13 protein-coding genes are annotated in these 15,601 nt (G+C 74.2%); 6 read left to right on the top strand and 7 right to left on the bottom strand.

The features are described from left to right. The 3 genes from AC069K_RS22895 to AC069K_RS22885 form a co-directional block, all read right to left on the bottom strand. Window positions 1-819 (bottom strand): hypothetical protein, encoded by an 819-nt coding sequence (locus AC069K_RS22895; protein WP_478619153.1) that lies wholly within the window; start codon window positions 817-819, stop codon window positions 1-3. Window positions 820-1,005: 186 nt separating this feature from the next. Further along, window positions 1,006-1,965 carry an N-acetylmuramoyl-L-alanine amidase gene (locus tag AC069K_RS22890; RefSeq protein WP_478619150.1) on the bottom strand — a complete coding sequence of 320 codons (960 nt, stop codon included), beginning with the start codon at window positions 1,963-1,965 and terminating at the stop codon, window positions 1,006-1,008. Between the two features lie 62 nt (window positions 1,966-2,027). Continuing rightward, the gene (locus tag AC069K_RS22885; RefSeq protein ID WP_478619147.1) at window positions 2,028-2,675 is read right to left on the bottom strand and encodes a class I SAM-dependent methyltransferase; all 648 of its coding nucleotides are present in this window, start codon (window positions 2,673-2,675) and stop codon (window positions 2,028-2,030) included. Window positions 2,676-2,856: 181 nt separating this feature from the next. Here AC069K_RS22885 and AC069K_RS22880 point away from each other — a divergent pair, with 181 nt between their 5' ends. The 3 genes from AC069K_RS22880 (at window position 2,857) to AC069K_RS22870 (ending at window position 8,213) form a co-directional block, all read left to right on the top strand. Further along, window positions 2,857-5,016, top strand: a complete 2,160-nt coding sequence (locus AC069K_RS22880; protein ID WP_478619144.1) for an acyl-CoA dehydrogenase — start codon at window positions 2,857-2,859, stop codon at window positions 5,014-5,016. A gap of 21 nt (window positions 5,017-5,037) precedes the next feature. After that, the gene (locus AC069K_RS22875) at window positions 5,038-6,231 is read left to right on the top strand and encodes a thiolase C-terminal domain-containing protein (protein WP_478619141.1); all 1,194 of its coding nucleotides are present in this window, start codon (window positions 5,038-5,040) and stop codon (window positions 6,229-6,231) included. 545 nt (window positions 6,232-6,776) lie between these two features. Then, on the top strand, window positions 6,777-8,213 hold the full coding sequence (locus AC069K_RS22870) for an MFS transporter (protein ID WP_478619138.1): 1,437 nt from the start codon (window positions 6,777-6,779) through the stop codon (window positions 8,211-8,213). A gap of 90 nt (window positions 8,214-8,303) precedes the next feature. On the opposite strand, the gene AC069K_RS22865 is transcribed toward AC069K_RS22870, so the two are convergent. Both AC069K_RS22865 and AC069K_RS22860 read right to left on the bottom strand, forming a co-directional pair. Further along, window positions 8,304-8,909, bottom strand: coding sequence for a response regulator transcription factor (locus AC069K_RS22865; protein ID WP_365100775.1), 606 nt, complete (start codon window positions 8,907-8,909; stop codon window positions 8,304-8,306). Window positions 8,910-8,934: 25 nt separating this feature from the next. Then, window positions 8,935-10,230 (bottom strand): histidine kinase, encoded by a 1,296-nt coding sequence (locus AC069K_RS22860; RefSeq protein ID WP_478619409.1) that lies wholly within the window; start codon window positions 10,228-10,230, stop codon window positions 8,935-8,937. Between the two features lie 609 nt (window positions 10,231-10,839). On the opposite strand from AC069K_RS22860, the gene AC069K_RS22855 reads away from it, so the two are divergent. The 3 genes from AC069K_RS22855 (at window position 10,840) to AC069K_RS22845 (ending at window position 13,973) form a co-directional block, all read left to right on the top strand. Then, complete coding sequence (locus tag AC069K_RS22855) at window positions 10,840-11,694, top strand: MaoC/PaaZ C-terminal domain-containing protein (RefSeq protein ID WP_365100777.1); 855 nt, start codon at window positions 10,840-10,842, stop codon at window positions 11,692-11,694. Window positions 11,695-11,833: 139 nt separating this feature from the next. Beyond that, window positions 11,834-12,910, top strand: coding sequence for a Zn-dependent alcohol dehydrogenase (locus AC069K_RS22850; protein WP_478619134.1), 1,077 nt, complete (start codon window positions 11,834-11,836; stop codon window positions 12,908-12,910). A 103-nt stretch (window positions 12,911-13,013) separates the two neighbouring features. Continuing rightward, a complete protein-coding gene (locus AC069K_RS22845) occupies window positions 13,014-13,973 on the top strand; it encodes a 3-oxoacyl-ACP reductase (protein WP_478619131.1) in 960 nt (319 codons plus the stop codon). A gap of 134 nt (window positions 13,974-14,107) precedes the next feature. Here the strand turns inward: AC069K_RS22845 and AC069K_RS22840 are convergent, their stop codons facing one another. Continuing rightward, window positions 14,108-14,266 (bottom strand): hypothetical protein, encoded by a 159-nt coding sequence (locus AC069K_RS22840; RefSeq protein WP_365100780.1) that lies wholly within the window; start codon window positions 14,264-14,266, stop codon window positions 14,108-14,110. 69 nt (window positions 14,267-14,335) lie between these two features. Beyond that, window positions 14,336-15,445, bottom strand: coding sequence for a hypothetical protein (locus tag AC069K_RS22835; protein WP_365100781.1), 1,110 nt, complete (start codon window positions 15,443-15,445; stop codon window positions 14,336-14,338). Between the last annotated feature and the right edge of the window lie 156 nt (window positions 15,446-15,601).

Here is a 15,601-nt window from a genome sequence, read left to right as displayed (position 1 = left end):
TCAGCCGCGCTGGATGCCCGTGGTGTCCTGGAGGACGCCGCGGCGGCCGTCCTGCGTCTGCGCGACCAGGGCCGCGCCGCGCTGCTCCACCGCGAGGTACCAGGTGCCGGGCGCGAGCTCGGCGATCGGCGTGGCCGAGCCGTCCTCCGGGTACAGCTGGCGGGCCACCGGGACGGCGAACCAGAACGGGGCGAAGTCCCCGGCCGGGCCGCCGGCGGCGGGCTGCTGCTGGGCCGCGGCGGGCGCCGGGGCCTGGCCGCCCTGGCTCTGGTCGGCGCCCTGGGGCGCGAACGGCTGCGGCTGCGGGGCGCCGGGGTAGCCGTAGCCACCGGCGGGCTGGTTGCCGTAGGGCTGGGCGCCGTACGGGGCCACGGCCGGGCTCGGGCTGCCCATCAGCGGGGCCTTGAGCGCGGCGACCATCGGGCCGGCCACGGCGCCCGCGGCGAGCACCAGCGCGGCGATGAGGCCGAGGATCATGCCGGCGCCGGCGCTGTCCATGTCGATGATGGTCCAGAACGCCGTCCACGCCGAGAAGATCGTGAAGGCGGTGCCGAACTGGCCCAGGTCCATCCCGGCGAACTTCCGCGGCTGCGGCAGCGAGCGGGCCACGACGATCAGGACCGCGCCGATGATGCCGGCGAGGAACATGCTCATCAGCAGACCCAGCGCGTCCCACGCGTTCGGAACGTTGGCGTGGGAGCAGATGGTGCCGACGCAAGCGTTGTCGACCGAGTAGAGATCGAGGAACGAGGCGATGAACAGCACCACCGCTGCTCCGATCACCACGCCGTCGCCTCGCGTGAGGGAGCGGATGTTCACGTAATAGTCCTTTTTGGGTCGTCTCGTCGGGGCGGTCATCGCTGCCGCCGGTGTACGTGCACACGGCGCGAAGCACGGGGGTGGTTCCCCACCCGGAGGAGAATCTATCGTCTGACCGGGTGGGAAGTCCCCTCGGTGCTCAGACCGTGACCGACCCGCAGCCGACCGCTCCCGTCGGCGCGCCCCTCACTTCGCCAGGAAGTCGCCGATCCCGTCCGCGATCCCCTGGGCCGCCCGCTGACGCCAGCCCGCGTCTCCCAGCAGGGCCGCGTCCCCGGAATCGCGCATGTTCCCGCACTCGATGAACACCTTCGGCACGGTGGACAGGTTGAGTCCGCCGAGGTCCTTGCGGACGTCCAACCCGGTGCCGTCGCCCACGTAGTTGGAGGGCGGCATGCTGGTGGCGTGCACGAACTTCCCCGCGATCCTCACACCCAGCTCACGCGAGGGGCCCACGATCGGGGCGGTGTTCGCCTTCCCGGCGTTCACGAGCGCGGGCAGGATCACGTGGAACCCGTGGTTGCCCTGCGCCGAGCCGTCCGCGTGCACCGAGACGACCGCGTCGGCCCTGGCCCGGTTGCCGATCGCCGCGCGCTCGTCCACGCACGGGCCGAACGGCCGGTCGCCGTCCTGGGTGAAGGTGACGGTCGCGCCCTGCTTCTCCAGAAGCGCCCGCAGCCGGTGCGAGACGTCCAGGGTGAACGCGGCCTCGGTGTACCCGCCCCTGGTGTCGGTGCCGGTGGTGTCGCACTCCTTCTTGTTGGTCCCGATGTCGACCTGGCGGTTGATCTCGGTGGCGTGCTGGAAGTTGCCGGGGTTGTGCCCCGGGTCGATCACCACGACCCGCCCCGCGAGCGGTCCGGTGGGCCGGGACGCCGGGGAGGAGGCCGGCGCCGAGGGTGACGGGGTGGCCGGCACGGTCGCGGCCGGCGGCTCGGCGCCCCCGTTGCCCGAGGGCCGGGCGGCGGGCGCGCTGGGCAGCGGCAGCACCTTCGGCGGCTTGTCGTCGTGGCTGCCGGAACCGTCCATGGCCTGCCACACCAGCCAGCCGGCCAGGACGGTCGGGACCAGCGCGGCGGTCACGATGACGAGGTTGCCGCGCAGCCGGCGCCGGGGCGGGGTGGGGGACTCGCTGTCGTACGACACGCAGTGATGCTAGGGCCTGTCCGGTGGATCCGGTGGCTCCGGCTTCCGGGGTGTCGGTCCCGTCACACCCCGGCACCGGTGCGGCGCAGGACGCGCAGCGAGTCGGTGGCCGAGACCTCGCTGAACGCTCCGGAGGCCAGGGCCCGCAGATAGACGCGGTACGGGGCCTGGCCGGTGAACTCGTCGACCGGGTCCGGGAAGACGTCGTGGATCACCAGGAGGCCGCCCTCGGCGAGGTGCGGGACCCAGCCCTCGTAGTCCCCGGTGGCGTGCTCGTCGGTGTGGCCGCCGTCGATGAAGACGAGCCCCACCCGGCCGCCCCAGGCCCGCGCCGCCTGCGGCGAGCGCCCGACGACCGCGATCACGTGCTCTTCGAGGCCCGCCCGGTGCAGGGTGCGGCGGAAGGTGGGCAGGGTGTCCATCAGGCCGACCTCCGGGTCGACCACGGACGGGTCGTGGTACTCCCAGCCCGGCTGCTGCTCCTCGCTGCCCCGGTGGTGGTCGACGGTGACTGCGACGGTCCCGGTGGCGCGGGCGGCGTCCGCGAGCAGCAGGGTGGAGCGGCCGCAGTAGGTGCCGACCTCCAGGAGCGGCAGGCCCAGCGCGCCCGCCCGGACGGCCGCCTCGTAGAGGGCGAGCCCCTCGCGTACGGGCATGAACCCCTTCGCGGCCTCGAAGGCGGCGAGGATCTCCGGCTCGGGTGTCGCCATGGCAGGGCTCCTGGGGGTCGGGCGCGGGGCTCGGGTTACGGGATGCGGCGGCCGGTGCTCGCGCTGCCGGGCGCCACATCCTAATCCCCGGCCGATCCCGTCCTCGATCTGACCTTCCGTCAGAATGGAACGTGTTCTACTCTGTCGCCGTTCCAGCGGCGGCCACGGCGGGGGAGTGCGGATGGGCATCGGGATCACCCGGGAGCAGCGCGCGCTCGCCGAGGCGGTACGGGGCGGCCTCGCGCGGGCGGTGCCGCCCGAGGAGGTGCGAAAACTGCTCGACGCGGACGGCGCCCCCGCCGCCCGGCCGCCCTACTGGGACGCGCTGGCCGCCCAGGGCCTGCTCGGCGTCCACCTGGGCGAGCGGTACGGCGGCGGGGGCCTGGTGGAGCTCGCCGTGGTGCTGGAGGAGGCGGGCCGGGCCGCGCTGCCGGGCCCCTGTCTGCCCAGCGTGCTCGCCGCGGCGGTACTGGAACGGGCCGGGCACACCGAGGCGGTGGAGGCGGTCGCGACCGGGGCGCGGACAGCGGCCGTGGCGCTCGGCCCGGGCGACCTCACCGCCGTACCGCGTCCGCACGGCTGGACGCTCGACGGGACCGCGCCGCCCGTCCTCGCCGGGGCCCAGGCCGATCTGCTGGTCCTGGCCGCGCGGGCGGGCGAGGAGGTGGTGTGGCTGGCGGTGGACGCGGCGGACCTGGACATCCGGGCGCACACCGGCGCCGACCCGACCCGCCCCACCGCCGAGGTCGCCGCCCGCGGCCTCGCCGTCCCCCGGGAGCGGGCGCTCGCCGTGGACCCCGCGCTCGTCCACGACCTGGCGGCCGTGCTCTTCGCCGCCGAGGCCTGCGGCACCGCCGCCTGGGCACTTCGGACGGCGGTCGCCCACGCCAGGACGCGCGAGCAGTTCGGGCAGCCCATCGGCCGGTTCCAGGCGGTCAAGCACCTCTGCGCCGACATGCTGCTCCGCACCGAGCAGGCGCGGGCCCTGGTGTGGGACGCGGCGCGGGCGGCCGGGACGGAGCGGGCCGAGGTGCGCGGCCTGGTGGCGTCCCTGGCGGCGGCCACGGCTCTGGACGCGGCCTTCACCTGCGCCCAGGACTGCGTCCAGATCCTCGGCGGCACCGGCTTCACCTGGGAGCACGACGCCCACCTCCATCTGCGCCGCGCCCTGGTGGCCCGCCAGCTCCTCGGCCCGGGCGACAGCCACCGCCAACGGGCCGTCCGGCTCGCCGGGGCCGGGGCCCGCCGCGAACTGCGGCTCGAACTCCCCGAGGAGGCCGAGGAGTTCCGCGGCCCGGCGCGCGAGGCCGCCGAGTCCGTACGCGGCCTCGACCCCGCGTCCGCCCGGCGCACCCTCGCCCCCACCGGATACGCCGCGCCGCACCTGCCGCCGCCGTACGGCCTGGGCGCCGGGCCGGTGCAACAGCTCGTCGTCCAGGAGGAGCTGCGCGCGGCCGGGGTGAAGGTCGCCGAGCTGGGGATCGGCACCTGGGTGGTGCCGTCGCTCCTCGCGTACGGCACGAAGGAGCAGCAGGAGCGCTTCCTGCCGCCGACCCTGCGCGGGGACCTGCTGTGGTGCCAGCTCTTCTCGGAGCCCGAGGCGGGCTCGGACCTCGCGAGCCTGCGCACCCGGGCGGAACGCACCGGGGACGGCTGGCGCGTCACCGGCCAGAAGGTGTGGACGAGCGCGGCCCAGTGGGCGGACCACGGGATCCTGCTCGCCCGGACCGACCCGGAAGCCCCCAAGCACCAGGGCCTGACGTACTTCCTCGTCGACATGAGGAACACCCCCGGGATCGACGTCCGGCCCCTCCGGGAGATCACCGGGGACGCGCTCTTCAACGAGGTGTACTTCGACGGGGCGCTCCTGCCGCCGGACGCGGTCGTCGGCGAGCCGGGCGACGGCTGGCGGGTCGCCCGCAACACCCTCGGCAACGAACGCGTCCACATGGCCGACCAGCTGACCTTCGACACCGGTCTGGAGGCGCTGCTCGCCCGCGCGGACGGACTCGACGGCGCCCACCGCGCCCGGATCGGCGCCCTGGCCGCCGAGGCGCACGCGCTCGCCTGCGTCGGACTGCGCACCACCTTGCTCCAGGTGTCCGGCCTGGAGCCCGGCGCCGGGGCGAGCGTGCGCAAGCTCGTCCAGACGCTCCACCAGCAGAAGGTGGCCGACCTCGCCCTGGAACTGCTGGGACCTGCGGGCGCGACGGCCGAGGGCCCGGCGGGGCAGGCCGTCCACGGCTTCCTGATGTCCCGCTGCCTGACCATCGCGGGCGGCACCACGCAGGTCCAGCTCAACGTCGTGGCCGAGCGGATCCTCGGCCTGCCGCGAGACTGAACGAACCGAAGGAGCGGGTACATGAAGAGCTTGGTGGCCGGGATCGGGACGACGGACTTCGTGAAGCCCGAGTCGCGGGAGTGGCGGTACTGGGACATGGCACGCGAGGCGGGGACGGCCGCGCTCGCGGACGCCGGGATCGGATACGGGCAGGTGGAGCAGGTCCTGGCGGGCTACTGCTTCCAGCCGTCGACGGCGGGCCAGCGGGCGGTGTACGAACTGGGGCTCACCGGCGTCCCCGTCCACAACGTCAACAACAACTGCGCCACCGGGTCGAGCGCGCTGATGCTGGCACGGCAACTGGTGGAAGGCGGGGCGAGCGCGTGCGTACTGGCGCTGGGCTTCGAGAAGATGAAGCGCGGCGCGCTGGGCGGCGGGGCGGACGGCGGCGACTTCGCCACGTCCCCGGTCGCCCGACACTACGGCGTGATGGCCGCCGCCCACGGCTTCGAGGCGACCCCGCCGACGGCGCAGATCTTCGGCAACGCGGCGCGCGAGCACATGGAGCTGTACGGGACGACCGAGGCGCAGCTGGCGGCGGTCGGCGCCAAGAACCACCGGCACTCGGTGCACAATCCGCACGCCCAGTTCCAGGTGGAGTACTCGGTGGCCCAGGTGCTCGCCTCGCCGCCGGTCCACCGGCCGCTGACGCGGCTCCAGTGCTCGCCCACCTCGGACGGGGCGGCGGCGGCCGTCGTCGTCTCCGAGCGGTTCGCGGCGGAACACGGCCTGGAGGAGCGGGCGGTGGAGATCGTCGCGCAGGCGATGGCGACGGACACCGAGGAGTCCTTCGCGTCCGGCCGGTGCATCGACGTGGTCGGGGCGGGGATGTCGCGGGCGGCGGCGTCGGCGGTGTACGAACGCGCCGGACTCGGCATCGAGGACGTCGACGTCGTCGAGCTGCACGACTGCTTCTCCATCAACGAGCTGCTGACGTACGAGGCGCTGGGGATGTGCGGTGAGGGGGAGTCCGGGAAGCTCGTGGAGTCCGGGGCGACGACGTACGGCGGCCGGTGGGTGGTGAACCCCTCCGGAGGCCTGATCTCCAAGGGGCATCCGCTGGGCGCGACGGGGCTGGCGCAGGTGGGGGAGCTGGTGACCCAGCTGCGGGGCGAGGCGGGGGCCCGGCAGGTGGAGGGCGCGACGGTGGGGCTGGCGCACAACGTGGGGCTGGGCGGGGCGGCGGTGGTGACGCTACTGCGGAGGCCGCAGTAGCTCCGACCTCGGCCCCGTCCCCCTCCCCCCCCCACGGACCGTGAGGGGTCGCAGACGCGGACCCCCAGGGACCTGTCCCCTTTCGCCGACGCGGTTTCCCAGGGACCTGGCCCCTTTTCGCCTGCGCGGTCCCCCAGAGGCCCGTCCCCTTTTCGCCTGCGCGGTCCCCCAGAGGCCCGTCCCCTTTTCCCCGGCGGGGTTCCCCAGAGGCCCGTCCCCTTGCGCTTGCGGACCGTGGTGGGTTGCTCGCGCAGTTCCCCGCGCCCCTAGGTGGTCAGGGGCGCGGGGAACTGCGCGCTCAGCCACCTACGGCCCGCGGGTGCCCACCGGGCCGGTTAGGGGCGCGGGGAACTGCGCGACGAGCCCCCACCGGCCCGCAGGCGAGCACCGATCCTGAAGGGGGCGCGGGGAACTGCGCGACCAGCCACCACCGGCCCGCGGGTGCCCACCGGCCATGCAAGGGGCCGCGGCCGGAGCCGCAACTGGCCGCCCGCCAGAGGGCTTTCGGGAAGGGGCGGGGTGGGGAATCACACCCCCGTGCGACCATGACCCGCATGGTCCAAGCGCCCCCAGACACCGCAGCCATACCCACCCGCACCCACCCCACCCGCACCTGGCTCGTCCTCCTCGCCGCCTGTGCCGGCCAGTTCCTCGTCGTCCTCGACGTCTCCGTCGTCAACGTGGCCCTCCCCTCGATGCGGACCGGGCTCGGGATGAGCCCGACGGGGCTGCAATGGGTCGTCAACGCCTACTCCATCGCGTACGCCGGGTTCATGCTCCTGGGCGGCCGCGCCGGGGACCTCTTCGGACGCAAGCGCATGTTCCTCGTCGGCCTCGCCCTGTTCACCGGTGCCAGCCTGGCCGGCGGCCTGGCCCAGGAAGGGTGGCAGCTGCTGGTCGCCCGGGGCGTGCAGGGGCTCGGCGCCGCCGTGCTCGCGCCCTCCACGCTCACCATCCTGACCGCCGCCGTCCCCGAGGGCGCGGCCCGTACCAGGGCCATAGGCACCTGGGCGGCGGTCGGCGCGGGCGGCGGCGCGGCGGGCGGACTCGTCGGCGGGGTGCTCACCGACACCCTGTCGTGGCGCTGGGTGCTGCTCATCAACGTGCCCGTCGGCGCCCTCGTCCTCACCGGCGCCGCCCTGTGGATCACGGAAAGCCGCGCCGCCACCCGCAACCGCCTGGACCTGCCGGGCGCGGTCGCCGTCACCGGCGGGCTCGCCGTCCTCGCGTACGGCATCGTGCAGACCGAACAGTCCGGCTGGACCGCGCCGCAGACCCTCGCCCCGCTGCTCGGCGGGCTCGCGCTGCTGGGGACCTTCCTCGCCGTCGAGGCCCGCGCGGCGGCGCCGCTGATGCCGCTGCGGCTGCTGCGCATCCGGGCGGTGTCGTCCGCCAACGTCGTGATGTTCGCCTGCGGCTCGGCCACCTTCTGCACCTGGTACTTCATGACCCTGTACGCGCAGAACGTCCTCGGCTACACCCCGCTGGGCGCCGGACTCGCCCTCGTTCCCAGCTCGTTGAGCATCGTCCTCGGCGCCAAGATCGCACCCCGGCTGATGCCGGTGACCGGGACCCGCAACCTCACCGTCATCGGTGTGCTGATGGCCGCCGCCGGTTTCGGCTGGCAGTCCACGATGCACGCGCACGACCCGTACTGGATGGCGATCCTGGTGCCCGGCGTGCTGATGATGACCGGCGCCGGCCTGGCCACCACCCCGCTCGCCTCGCTCGCCACCTCCGGCGCCGCACCCGGCGAGGCGGGGCTGGTCTCCGGGCTCATCAACACCTCCCGCACCATGGGCGGCGCGCTCGGCCTGGCCGTCCTGTCGACCGTCGCCACCGCCCGTACCGGCGACACCCTGACGCCCGAAGCGCTCACCGAGGGCTACGCGCTCGCCTTCCGCACCGGCGGCTTCGTGCTGCTCGCCAGCACCGCGGTCGCGCTGGTGTGGCTGCCGAGGACGACGGCGCCGAAGAAGTGAGGTCGAAGACGTGACGCCGAAGAGGTGACACCGAGGAAGCAACCCCCAGGAAGCGACGCCAGGGAAATAACCCCGAGGGGTGGCAGCGGTTCAGAGCCAGCCCTGCTGCCGCGCCGCCCGTACCGCCTCCATGCGGTTGCGGGTGCTCGTCTTGCCGATCGCCGCCGAGAGGTAGTTGCGCACCGTCGACTCCGACAGGTGCAGCCTGCCCGCGATGTCGGCCACCGTCGCGCCGTCCACCGACGCGTTCAGCACGTCCCGCTCGCGCGCGGTCAGCGGGTTGGCGCCCGCGCTCAGCGCCGCGGCCGCCAGCGCCGGGTCGATCACCGTCTCGCCGCGCAGCACCCGCCGGACCGCCTCGGCCAGGTCCTCCACCGGCCCGTCCTTCACCAGGAACCCCGCCGCGCCCGCCTCCATCGCGCGCCGCAGATACCCGGGCCGCCCGAAGGTGGTGAGGATCAGCACCCGGCAGTCCGGGCACTCCTCGCGCAGGTCGGCCGCCGCGTCCAGACCGCTGCGGCCGGGCAGTTCGATGTCGAGGAGGGCGACGTCGGGGCGGGCGGTGAGCGCCGTGGACACGATCGCGTCGCCCGCCGACACCTGGGCGACCACCTCGATGTCCTCCTCCAGGCCGAGCAGCAGCGCCAGCGCGCCCCGCATCATGCCCTGGTCCTCGGCGAGCAGGACTCTGATCATGCCGTTCTCCCCATCGTGCGGGCCGTCATCCGCGGGCGGCCCCGTGTTCTGTTCCCGGCCCCTGTCCCCGCCCGAGCTCCGCTTCGAGCGCGGCGTCGGCCGGGTCGACCGGGAGCGCGGCGCTCACCTGGAAGCCGCCGCGCGGCCCGGGACCCGCGCCGAGTGAACCGCCGGCCGCCGCGAGGCGTTCGGTGAGACCCTTCAGACCCGTGCCGCCGATCCTGCCGCCGATCCGCGGACCGGGAGCTCCGGGCTGTACGGATGGTACGCCGCGCCCGTCGTCGGTGATCTTCAGCCGTACCCGCTCGGGCGCGCCGTCGACCACGATCTCGCAGCGGGTCGCGCCGCTGTGCCGGACGACGTTGGTGACCGCCTCCCGCACCACCCAGCCGAGCAGCGCCTCCACCTGCGAGGGCAGCGGCGGTCCCGACAGGCGTACCACCGGCTCGACTTCGGCCGCGAGCAGCGCCGAGCGGGCCCGGTCCAGCTCGGTGCCGAGGCTGCCCTCGCGGTAGCCGGTGACGGCCTCGCGGATCTCGGTGAGCGCCTGGCGGCCGACCGACTCGATGTCGGCGACCTGGCCCAGCGCGGCGTCCAGGTCGCGCGGGGCGAGACGGCGGGCCGCCTCCGACTTCACCACGATCACCGAGAGCGTGTGGCCGAGCAGGTCGTGCAGGTCGCGGGAGAAGCGGAGACGTTCCTTCTCCACGGCGGTACGGGCCAGCTCCTGGCGGGTGTCGCGCAGTTCGCGCACGGTCTGGGAGAGCGAGAGGACCGCCGCCGTGACCATGCCGGACAGGAACGTGCCGTACGCGATGGTCACGTTGTCCCACACCTCGCCGGCCTCCATCCCGGAGATGGCGCCCGCCGAGCTCGCCAGCACCATGACCGCGAGACCCAGCTTCCGCTCGCGCAGCACCGCGCCGCAGGCCAGCGAGAGCAGCGGGAAGAAGAACAGCCAGGTGCCGCCGTAGGAGAGGCTCAGGGCGTAGGTGATCGCGGCCATCGCGCCCAGGATTCCCAGCGTGGCGCGGCTCTCGCGCTTCTCCTTGACGAAAGCGCGGAAGGAGACGGCGACGTAGAGGGAGGTGAAGGCCAGCAGGCCGGCGCCGCCGATCCACGGGTGGGGGGTCGTGCCGTCGACGAGGCTGGAGAACGCGCCCAGGCCCATCAGCAGCCAGGGCAGCAGCGTGTAGGCGCTGGCCGGGGGGCCGGGAAGGTCGGCGTCGCGGTCGCAGCCCTTCGTCGCCCGCGCGTCGGCCACCACCCTCACCGGGCCCTTCGGCAGAAGTCGTACCACCGTCTCGTTCTCCCCGTTCATCGTGCTCACACCGTCCTCGCGGACCGCCGGTAGGAGATCACGGCGTACGAGCCGAACGCCAGCAGCCGGCCGCCGAACACCGCGGCCGTCCCCGCGGCCCTTTTCCGTCCGGCGCTCGTCTGCGGGCTGAGTGTGGTTGCTCGCGCAGTTCCCCGCGCCCCTTGGGGGGCCGGGATGACCGGCGCCGAGAGGGCAGGGGCCGCAGGCCCGCCCTTGAGGGGCGCGGGGAACTGCGCGAGCAACCCAACTCAACCGTCAGCTGAACACCCGGCCCCTGAAGGGGCGCGGGGAACTGCGCGACCAGCCCCCACCGGCCCGCAGACGACCCCCCGGCCCATCAGGGGCGCGGGGAACTGCGCGAGCAACCACCACCCCACCCCCACCCGCAGACGAACCCCGGCCCAGACCACACCACGCCACCCCCCCTGACGGAACGTCAGAACGGTTCACAATTGGCCCCCGCTGCGTTATACATAGGCCCCACCAACCCTAGAACGCGTTCTAAAACCGGCTCCGAAGCCACCCCCTGCGGCCTCGGCGCGGCCGACGGTGCGGACGGCCGCGCCGAGGTCTTCCCACCTCCAAGGACCTCCAAGGAGCAGCACCCGTATGCCCATCGACGTCGCCAAGGCGCTCGCCGCCGAGCCCCGGTCCACCGAGATCGTCTGGGATCACAAGGACATCCAGCTCTACCACCTGGGCCTGGGCGCGGGCGTCCCGGCGACCGACCCCGACGAGCTGCGCTACACCCTGGAGTCGCGGCTGCACGTCCTCCCCTCGTTCGCCACCGTCGCCGGCGCCGGCATGGGCGTCGTCGGCGGCCTCTCCGCGCCCGGCATCGAGATCGACCTCGCGGCCGTGCTCCACGGCGGCCAGGGCATCGTCCTGCACCGCCCGATCCCCGTGCGCGGCAAGGCGCTCTCCACCTCCAAGGTGGCCGCCGTCTACGACAAGGGCAAGGCCGCCGTCCTGGTGCTGCGCACCGAGGCCGCCGACGACGAGGGGCCGCTGTGGACCAGCGACGCCCAGATCTTCGTACGCGGCGAAGGCGGCTTCGGCGGCGAGCGCGGCCCCTCCGCCCGCACCGAGCAGCCCGACCGCGCCCCCGACCGCACCGTGGAGCGGAAGGTGCGCGAGGAGCAGGCGCTGCTCTACCGGCTCTCCGGCGACTGGAACCCGCTCCACGCCGACCCGGAGTTCGCCGCCCTCGCCGGGTTCGACCGGCCGATCCTGCACGGGCTGTGCACGTACGGCATGACGCTCAAGGCGGTCGTCGACACGCTGCTCGGCGGCGAGGTGGCGCGCGTCCGCTCGTACACCACCCGCTTCACCGGGGTCGTCTATCCGGGCGAGACCCTGCGCGTGCGGATGTGGGCCGCGCCGGGCCGCGTCCAGGTGTCGGTGACGGCCGTCGAACGCGACGACGCCCCCGTCCTCTCCGACACGCTCGTCGAACACGCCTGAGGCGCCCACGCCCCACGCCCACGCCCCAGGTCACGTACGTCAGAGGTCACGCCTCCGGGCACGCCTCCGGTCACGTCCGAGGGCACGTCCGAGGTCACGTCTCCTCACGTCTCCACCGCCTGATCCAAGGAGCCGCCCCATGCGCGCAGCCGTACTGCACGAGATCGGCCAGGACAAGCTCGATGTGCTCGACGACGTCGAGGCGGTGGGCTTCGGCCCCGGGAAGGTGCGCATCCGTATCCGCGCCACCGGGCTGTGCCACTCCGACGTCTCCGCCATGTCCGGCGTACTCCCGCAGCCCGCCCCCTTCGTCCCCGGCCACGAGGGCGCGGGCGAGATCCTCGACGTCGGCGACGGCGTCACCTCGCTCGCCCCGGGCGACCGCGTCCTGGTGTGCTGGCTGCCCGCGTGCGGTGCCTGCCCCTCCTGCAAACGCGGCCAGACCCACCTCTGCCTCGCCGGATTCATGAACGCGGGCACCCCCAACTTCCGGCGCCCCGGCACCGAGGTCTTCGGCTTCGCGGGCACCGGCACCTTCGCCGAGGAGGTCGTGGTCGCCGCCGGGTGCGCGGTCCCGATCCCCGACGACGTGCCGTACGAGATCGCCGCGCTCATCGGGTGCGGGGTGACCACCGGCCTGGGCGCGGCCATCAACACCGCGCGCGTGGAGGCCGGTTCGTCGGTCGCCGTGATCGGCTGCGGCGGGGTCGGCGTCTCCGCCATCCAGGGCGCCCGGGTGCAGGGCGCCGCGCAGATCGTCGCCGTCGACCCGGTCGCCTCCCGGCGCGAGGCCGCGCTCACCTTCGGGGCGACCGAGGCCGTCGCGCCCAGCGAACTCGACGACGCCAAGCAGCGCGTCACCGGCGGCGAGGGCTTCGACTACGTCTTCGAGGTCGTCGGCAAGTCCGCCACCGCCCGCACCGCCTACGGCGCGACCCGGCGCGGCGGCACCCTGTGCGTGGTCGGCGCGGGCGCCATGGACGACTTCTTCCCGCTCAACATGTTCGAGCTGTTCTTCGACGAGAAGCGGATCCTGCCCTCGCTGTACGGCGGCGGGGACGTGCTGCGCTCCTACGAACGGGCCGTGGCGCTGTGGCGGGCGGGCCGGATCGACCTGGAGGGTCTGATCACCCACCGGGTGCCGCTCGCCGGGATCAACGACGCCCTCGACCAGATGCGCACCGGCGTGGCCCTGCGTACCAGCATCACCCTCTGAATCCACCGCATCCACCGCATCACCCTCTGAATCCACCGCATCCACCGCATCACCCTCTGAATCCACCCCATCCACCCCATCCCTGAAAGGACACCGTCGAGCGATGGCACTGCCACTGGAAGGGCTCAGCGCGATCGTCACCGGCGCCGGACGGGGCCTGGGCCGGGCCGAGGCCCTGGAACTGGCCCGGCTGGGCGCGTCCGTCGTCGTCAACGACCTCGGGCGGCCGGGCCGCGACGGCACCGGCGCGGCCTCGGCCGGCCCCGCCGAGGAGGTCGCCGCCGAGATCCGCGCGGCGGGCGGCGCGGCCCTCGCCCACACCGGGGACGTCGCCGACCACCAACAGGCCGCCGAACTCGTCGCGTTGGCGGTCGAGCGGTACGGCAAACTCGACATCCTGGTCAACAACGCGGGCATCCTGCGGGACCGGATGGTCTTCTCGATGACCGAGTCGGAGTGGGACGCGGTCATCCACGTCCACCTCAAGGGCCACTTCAACACCACCCGCTTCGCCGCCGCCCACTGGCGCGAACGGTCCAAGGCGGCGGGCCACGCGGTCTACGGCCGGATCGTCAACACCTCCTCGGAGGCGTTCCTCGCGGGCTCCGCGGGCCAGCCCAACTACGCCGCCGCCAAGGGCGGCATCGTGGGCCTGACCACTTCCACGGCCCTGGCCCTCGCCAAGTACGGCGTCACCGCCAACGCCATCTGCCCCCGCGCCCGGACCCGGATGACCGAGGACGTCTTCGCGGGCATTCCAGCGGCTCCGGGCGGCGGGGATCGGGGGGAGGGGCGGCTCGACCCGCTGGCGCCCGAGCACGTGGCGCCGCTCGTCGGCTATCTGGCGTCCCCCGCCGCCGCCCGCGTCACCGGCCAGCTGATGGTCGTCCACGGCGGGATGGTCGCGATCATGGAGCGCCCGAAGGTGGCCGCCACGTTCGACACGGCCAAGGAGGCCTTCTCGTACGGCGAACTGGACGAGCTGCTCACCCCGTACTACGCCGACCGTCCGGCCGACGAGACCTTCGCGGCGACCGAGGTCCTCGGCCTCAAACACGGCTGAGCGGCCCAGGGACCGCGCGCCCGAACGCCCAAACGCCCGAACGCCCGAACGGCCCGCGGGAACGCGGGAACACGGGAACACGGAAAGGGCCCGGGATCCACCGATCCCGGGCCCTTCCCGCGTCGTCGCCGACGTCAGCCGTTGTCACGGCCCCCGTCGCCGTCGCGCCGCCGGTGGCGGCCGTGGGCCTCGGCGGTCGGTTCCTCGGTCACCGCCGGTCCGCCCCGGTGCCGGCCGTGGCCGCCGACGTCCGTCGTGGCTTCGGCGGACACGGCGGTCAGTGTCTCGGACATGTGGTGCAGTCACCCCGTTGTGGTCTCGTCCGTTGTGTTCGCCGTGGATCTTAACCAGCCGCCCGCCTCCTACTGACGCCCGGTCAGCGGGGCCTGCGCGAGCGGTACGGGCCGTGGGACCCGCGGTTTCAGCGGTACGGGGGCGGGGCGCGGCAGGTCCGCCGGGGCCGGGAGCGCGGCCACCGAGCAGGGCGCGGCCGGTGTCGTACACGGCAGCCGCAGCAGCCCCTCGCGCGTCCACAGGCCCGCGCCCGCCAGCCACCCCGGGGGCGCGGCCAGCTGGTGCAGCCGGCGGCCCGCCGGGCGCCACACCCCCAGCCAGGTGCCCCCCGCCGCGTCGATCCGCAGCGCCACCGCGCAGCTCTCCGGCATCAGCACCTGCCCGGGCTGTACCGCGAACGGCGTCACCGCCGCGTCCGCGAGCCGCAGGCACTCGGGGAAGCGGACCGGCAGGGTGGAGCCGAGCACGCCCCAGCCGAGCCGGTCGTGGCCGGGCGCGTCGGAGCGCAGCAGCAGCAGACCCGTGTCCGGGTCCGCCAGCAGCAGCCGGTCCTCGCTCTCCTCGGTGATCTGCAACAGCGGGGTCACCTCGCCGCCGCGCTCCAGGTCCACCGCGACCGCCTTGGTCCGCCCGTCCAGCTCCCGGTCGAGCGCGAGCATCCGCCCGGTCCGGTCCAGCCAGACACCGCCCGAGCAGCGGCCCCGGAGGGTGGCGACCGGCTCCGGGCCGAAGGCGCCGCCCGCCACCAGCCAGAGCGTGCTGTCCTCGGGCCCGGCCGCCAGGGCGTACGCGCAGCTGCCGTTGGGGGACGGCGGCAGCAGCGCCAGCTCCCGCACCGGGTCGCGCGGGACCGTGCCGAGGGCGAGCTCGCCGGTGCCGGGGCCGGTGGGGTAGAGCAGGGCGAAGGCGTCCCGGTCGGCGATCCGGCGGTGGATCAGCACCCGCCCGTCCCCCATCGGCAGCACCGAGGCGTCCGGGTCCTCCGGCTGATTGCCGGGCAGCGGCACCGCGTACGGCTCGGGTCCGTCCAGGGTCCACCGCTCGGGGAACCAGCGGTCGCCCCCGCCCGGCGCCCGGACCAGGCGGGCCGCGTAGGAGCCGTCAGCGGTGATCGTGAACGCGCTCCGCCGGACCGCGTCGCCGTCGCCGGCAGCGGTCTCGATGGCCAAGGCCGTCATGAGATGGCTCACCTCCGGCCCTAGAAGCTAGTTTTCGCACTTCCTGCCGAACAACACGAGACCACTCGCTTCACACCAAAGGGTGGCCATCGGGCGATTCCCCGGTGGACGGGGCGAGGGATGTGCAGTGCGGGGCGAGCCGGGCGGGACGGGCCC

Source organism: Streptomyces sp. NPDC043908 (genome assembly GCF_056435525.1).
This window is presented reverse-complemented; position numbering and strand designations above follow the sequence as displayed.

Excerpts from the sequence above, each read along its gene's own strand:
- AC069K_RS22845 (WP_478619131.1), top strand. The coding sequence starts at position 13,014 with ATGGCACTGCCACTGGAAGGGCTCAGCGCGATCGTCACCGGCGCCGGA.
- AC069K_RS22865 (WP_365100775.1), bottom strand. The coding sequence starts at position 8,909 with ATGATCAGAGTCCTGCTCGCCGAGGACCAGGGCATGATGCGGGGCGCG.
- AC069K_RS22840 (WP_365100780.1), bottom strand. The coding sequence starts at position 14,266 with ATGTCCGAGACACTGACCGCCGTGTCCGCCGAAGCCACGACGGACGTC.
- AC069K_RS22875 (WP_478619141.1), top strand. The coding sequence starts at position 5,038 with ATGAAGAGCTTGGTGGCCGGGATCGGGACGACGGACTTCGTGAAGCCC.
- AC069K_RS22860 (WP_478619409.1), bottom strand. The coding sequence starts at position 10,230 with ATGAACGGGGAGAACGAGACGGTGGTACGACTTCTGCCGAAGGGCCCG.
- AC069K_RS22870 (WP_478619138.1), top strand. The coding sequence starts at position 6,777 with ATGACCCGCATGGTCCAAGCGCCCCCAGACACCGCAGCCATACCCACC.
- AC069K_RS22850 (WP_478619134.1), top strand. The coding sequence starts at position 11,834 with ATGCGCGCAGCCGTACTGCACGAGATCGGCCAGGACAAGCTCGATGTG.
- AC069K_RS22880 (WP_478619144.1), top strand. The coding sequence starts at position 2,857 with ATGGGCATCGGGATCACCCGGGAGCAGCGCGCGCTCGCCGAGGCGGTA.
- AC069K_RS22835 (WP_365100781.1), bottom strand. The coding sequence starts at position 15,445 with ATGACGGCCTTGGCCATCGAGACCGCTGCCGGCGACGGCGACGCGGTC.
- AC069K_RS22885 (WP_478619147.1), bottom strand. The coding sequence starts at position 2,675 with ATGGCGACACCCGAGCCGGAGATCCTCGCCGCCTTCGAGGCCGCGAAG.
- AC069K_RS22855 (WP_365100777.1), top strand. The coding sequence starts at position 10,840 with ATGCCCATCGACGTCGCCAAGGCGCTCGCCGCCGAGCCCCGGTCCACC.